The 5,196-nt window shown below is 75.0% G+C and carries 3 protein-coding genes; 1 reads left to right on the forward strand and 2 read right to left on the reverse strand.

The genetic code is table 11. The features are described 5' to 3' along the window. Both ADY01_RS32395 and ADY01_RS32400 read right to left on the reverse strand, forming a co-directional pair. Window positions 1-2,434, reverse strand: a 2,434-nt coding sequence (locus ADY01_RS32395; RefSeq protein ID WP_049580313.1) for a DUF11 domain-containing protein, incomplete at its 3' end; no start/stop codon positions are given. 156 nt (window positions 2,435-2,590) lie between these two features. Further along, window positions 2,591-3,214, reverse strand: coding sequence for a helix-turn-helix transcriptional regulator (locus tag ADY01_RS32400; RefSeq protein WP_049580314.1), 624 nt, complete (start codon window positions 3,212-3,214; stop codon window positions 2,591-2,593). A gap of 218 nt (window positions 3,215-3,432) precedes the next feature. Between ADY01_RS32400 and ADY01_RS32405 the strand changes: the two genes are divergently transcribed. After that, window positions 3,433-5,196, forward strand: a 1,764-nt coding sequence (locus tag ADY01_RS32405; RefSeq protein WP_159001559.1) for an MBL fold metallo-hydrolase, incomplete at its 3' end; no start/stop codon positions are given.

Below are 5,196 nucleotides of genomic sequence, written 5' to 3' on the forward strand. Positions count from 1 at the left end.
GGTCGGGGGGCGGCGTGGGCTCCGGGCCCGGGTCCGGCGGCGTGACCACCACGTCGGCGCCGCCCTGGTTGTCCGACTCGTCGGGGTCGGGCAGCGCGCCGCCGACCGTCCAGGTGACGGGGAAGGTGCCCTCGCCGGTGCCCGTCACGGTCAGGTCGACGGGGACCACCTGGTCCGGCTCCAGGGTCCCGAGCCGGCATGTCAGGTCCGCCGCGCACGTCCCGGTGCCGGGCTCCGCGCCGGCGGGCAGCAGGCTCCCGGGAACGGAGATGGTGAGCACGGCGTCGGGGACGGCGACCGGTCCCAGGTTGGTGACGGTCAGGCCGAGGTCCCCGGAATCGCCCACGGTGACCGGCTCCGGCGGGGTCACCAGCTCGGTGTGCAGGTCGGAGGTGCGCTGCCAGGTGGGGTCGACCTGCTGCCCGTCGTCGCCCTCCATGCCGCGGAAGCCCGTTCCCGTGATGCGCTGCGCGGTGCCGGTCGCCGGGTCCACGAGGGTGACGAACTGGCGGAACGGGTCCGGGTCGTAGCCGGTGGCGGGCGCCTCCTGCCGCGCGTTGGCGGCGAGCCGGCCGCCGTCGGGGGACCACGTCGGGTTGGCGCAGGTGTACGACGCGGTCCCCTCGGGGTCACACAGGGAGTCGGGGTCGGGAACGTTCCGTGGCCCCGTCCCGTCCGAGCCGACCAGGCCGAGGCGCCCCCCGGCGACCAGCGCGAGCGTGCTGCCGTCCGGCGCGTAGGCCGGGTGGCTGTCGGCGTCGCGGCTGCCGTCCGGGTCGTCCACCGCGGTCAGGTCCCGCAGCCCGGTGCCGTCGGCCGCCGCGGCCGACCACAGGTGGGTGGTCGCCTCCTGGGCCACGGCGGCCTCCTCGGCCTGGCCGGTCTCGCGGGTGAAGACGAGGGAGGCGCCGTCCGGGGAGTACGCGGGATCGCTGTCGGACTCCTCGACCGAGGCGTCGATCTCGTAGACCTCCGCACCGGTGGCCACCTCGACGACCGCGACGCGGCTGACGGACAGGCAGGGCAGGCAGGACCGGGTGAGCGCGATGCGGCTGCCGTCCGGGGACCAGGCGGCCTGACCGGTGCTCGTCGTCGGCAGGGCATCCTCGTCGGGCAGCGGCCGGGGGTCGGAGCCGTCGGCGTCGGCGAGCCACACGCGACTGCTCCGGCCGCTGTCGTCGTAGGTGACGCGCGTGAAGGCGAGGGAGCGGCCGTCCGGCGAGTACGCCTGGCTGACGTCGGAGAGGTCGTAGCCGTAGGCGCGGTCCTCCTCGACGTCCCGCAGCGACACCCCCAGGTCCCGCGGGTCGGCGCCGTCGGCCCGCACATCCATCAGGTTCATCGTCGAGGCGGTCGCGGCCGAGGTGCGGGTGACCAGCAGCCGGGCGTCGCCGTCGGCCGCGGGATACCACGTGGGGGTCGCGAGCCGGCGGTCCTCGTCCAGCCGCAGCTCGGGGGTGCCCGCGGTGCCGTCGAGGGCCACGTCGGCCGTGTAGACGCGGTCCATGTCCGGCGCCTCGGGGTCGCCCTCCGGCGGCGAGTGGCTGACGAACGCGACACTGTCGCCGTCGGGGGACCAGCTGCCCTGGCGGGAGTCCCGGCCGGGGAACAGCTCCACACCGGTGGTGCCCATCGACCCGCTGGTCGGAATCCACTTGAGCACCGCGGCCTCGCCCGCCTCCGTGCTGGGCCGGTGGCAGGTGATGAGGATGCGGTCGTGCTCCGCGACCGGGTCCCAGGCGGGCTGGATGTTGCCCAGCACCTCGGTGTCGGCGAGCTCCTCGTCGACGCTGTCGTCGGTGAGCTGCGCGATCGCTCCGCCCTCGGCGGGGACGCGGTAGATCTGCCAGCCGCCGCCGGGGCCGCGACGGCCCGCGAACGCCAGCTGCTCGCCGTCCGGGGACCAGGTGGGCCACGCGTTCTCGCCGAGCCCGTCGGTCACCCGCCGCGGGTCGCTGCCGTCCGCGTCGACCACCCAGATGTCCCGGCCGCCGTCCTCGCTCCCGGTGGAGGCCGCGAAGGCGACCCGCCCGCCGTCGGGGGACAGCACCGGGTGCTGCACCCCCTCGGCGTTCTCGGTGAGCCGGACGACCGGGCCGGCCCCCTCCCGGAGGTACACCTGGGGCAGCGGTGCGTCGCGCAGACTCGTCCAGACCACCGTGTCGCCGAGTGCCGACGCCTCGTCGTCATAGTGCTGCGGACCGTCCGGGAACAGGGGGGTGCTCGACCCGGTGGTCCCCTCCTCCACGGTGCCCATGCTGCGGTGCAGCGTCCCCCCGTAGGCGATCCTGCCCGGGGCCGCGGTGCCGTTCGGACTGGCGCTGGCGGGCGCGCCGAGAGACTGCGTGAGAACGGTGCCCGTGGCGATGAGCACCAGCGCCAGGACGGCCGCGCAGAGCCGGCCGCCGGGTCCGAGGTCAGGAAGACGCGCCAACTGAGACTCCCTCAGGGGACGGGAGTTACCCGCCTGGTCGGTTCGCCGTCCATCCTCCGCGCCGTCCGCCCGGCGCGTCCTGGCCGACGGGACGGGACACGGGGAAGGCCCCGTTGCCCCATCGGGCAGCCCCCGGAGGGACGGTCCCTCCGGCCGTCAGATCAGCCCCTCACGGATCGCGTACGCCACGGCGTGTGAGCGGTTGCGCAACTGGAGCCTGCTGGTGATGTCGTGGAGGACGTTCTTGACGGTGCGTTCGGAGTAGGCCAGGTGCTGCGCGATCTCACGGGTGCCATACCCGTCCGCGACCAGCTTCAGCACCTCGATCTCCCGCGCGTCCAGGCCGGAGAACGGGATGCCGCGCGGGTCGAGGACCTGGCGTTGCAGCCGCCCCATCTGTTCCAGCAGCCGCCCCAGCAGGTCCGCCGGCATGCTGCCCTCACCGCGCGCGGCCGAGGTGATCGCCCGGACGAGGGTGGCCGGGGTCGCCTCGCGCCGCCGCGCCAGCCCGACCACCCCGCATTCGACGGCGGTCGCAAGCCCCCGGTCGTCCACCCGGGAGACGACGAGGACCAGGTGGGCGGTGGTGGTCCTGCGGAGCCGGTGCAGCAGCTCGACCGTCTGCTCGTCGACGGTGTCCGCCACGACGAGCAGCACCGCCGCCCGGTCCCGCTCCGCCGAGTCGAGGACCTGTAGTTCGGGGGCGGTTCGTAGCTGGCTGACCACACCCGACTCGGAGATCGGATCGTCGGCGTGGACATGGACGGGAACGCGTTCCACAGGACTCCTCGCGGGCAGCGGGTACACGGAGACACACGGACACGGACACGGCGCCGGACGCTCGGGGAGTGGAGACCCGAGCGCGCCGCGGCCGGCTCAGTGTGCCGGGCGGTTCCTTCCAGGTCCCTAACCGCGCCCTTACCAGCCGGCGAATCTGCCCGAAGTGGTTCCCTTTCCGGCCCTGCGCGCCGGTGACCCGTTTCCTACAGTCGGCAACCATGAGTAACACCGCCCATGTGGCCCCGTCCTCGGTGTCCGTCGCACCGGGGGACGAACAGCGCGTCGTTCTGCATGTGCGCAACGGCGGGGACATCGTCGACTCCTACCGGCTCACCGTCGTCGGCGAGGTCGGTGACTGGGTCACCGTGGAGCCCGAGACCCTCTCCCTGTACCCGGGGACCGACGGGACCGCGACCCTGTCCTTCCGGCCGCCGCGCTCCTCCGCCGTTCGCGCCGGGGAACTGCCCTTCGGGGTACGCGTGTTGCCCTCGGAGCGCCCGGCCGAGGTGGTGGTCCCCGAGGGACGTGTCGAGGTCCTCCCGTTCCACGAACTGGACGCCGAGGTGGTGCCGCCCGAGCGGAAGCGGCGGCTGCGGGCCCGCTTCCAGGTGCGCGTGGCCAACCGCGGGAACGCGCCGGTCACGGTGGCGCTCTCGGTGGAGGAGACCTCGGAGGAGGTCAAGCACGCCCTGTCCACCGCGACCGTCACCCTCGAACCGGGCGAGGAGACCTTCGTCGACCTGACGGCCCGGCCGCGCAAGCTGCTCTGGTTCGGCACGGGGGTGCAGCACCCGTTCGCGGTGCGGGTCGTGCGGGAGGGCGAGGAGGACCCCGTCGTCCCCGGCGGGACCTACGTCCAGCAGCCGCTGCTGCCCCGCTGGCTGCTGGCGCTGCTGGCCCTGCTCCTGGTTCTCATCGCCCTGTGGTACGCGCTGGCCCTGCCCGCGGTGCGCTCGGCGGCGCGCGAACAGGCCGACGAGGCCGTCGAGGAAGCCGCGGACGACACGGGCGGCGAGCCGAGTTCGCCGCCGCCCGACGAGGAGGGCGCGGGCGCCGAGGAGCCCGAGGTCCGCCCCGGGGGCGAGGGCCAGCAGGCCGAACGCGCGGGCGGTCTCGGCGTCGAGGGCGCGGTGGGAGGCGGAGAAGACGGTGCGCAGGTCGGCGCTGAGGTCCCCGGTGTCCAGCGCGTCGAGGCGGGCGCCGGTGTCGTGCAGCTCGTCGGCGAGCGCCCCCAGCGGCGTGGCGGGGCGCGCGGTGGCGCGGGCCGCCAGGATGCTGATCGCGAGCGGGAGCCCGGCACAGGGGGCGAGGAGGGCGGCGACGCTGTCCGGCTCCGCGGCGACGCGGAGCGCGCCGAGGTGGCGGGTGAGCAGGCCGCGCGCCTGCGGCCCGGAGAGGACGTCCAGGCTGAGCAGGCGGGCGCCGTAGGTGGTGGCCAGGCCGGTGAGCCGGTTGCGGCTGGTGACCAGCACGGCGCACCCGGGGCTGCCGGGGAGCAGGGGCACGACCTGCTCGGTGTCGCGGGCGTTGTCGAGGACCACCAGCAGCCGCCGCCCGGCGGTCAGGCTGCGGAACAGGCCGGTCTGGGCGTCGCGTTCGGCCGGGACGGCGGCGGCCTCGACGCCGAGCGCGGCGAGGAACCCGCGCAGGGCGACGGAGGGCCGGGTGGGCTCCCCCGAGGGGTGGAAGCCGCGCAGGTCCACATACAACTGGCCGTCGGGGAAACGGTCCTGGCGCGCGTAGGCCCAGCGCAGCGCCAGCCATGTCTTGCCGATGCCGCCCGCGCCGCCGACCGCCGCGACCGGCATCGCGCCGGGAGGGGAAGCGGACGCGGTGGCGGGGGCGGGAGCCGCGGAGCCGGCCATACCAAGGGGTCGGTGACCTTCAGGGTGCCCGAGCAGGCGGACATCCCGCCGGTGCTGTTCTCGGGCGACCTGCTGTTCGCCGGCTCCATCGGACGCACTGATCTGCCCGGCGGCGAT

Source organism: Streptomyces sp. SBT349, from assembly GCF_001083795.1.
Classification (GTDB): domain Bacteria; phylum Actinomycetota; class Actinomycetes; order Streptomycetales; family Streptomycetaceae; genus Streptomyces.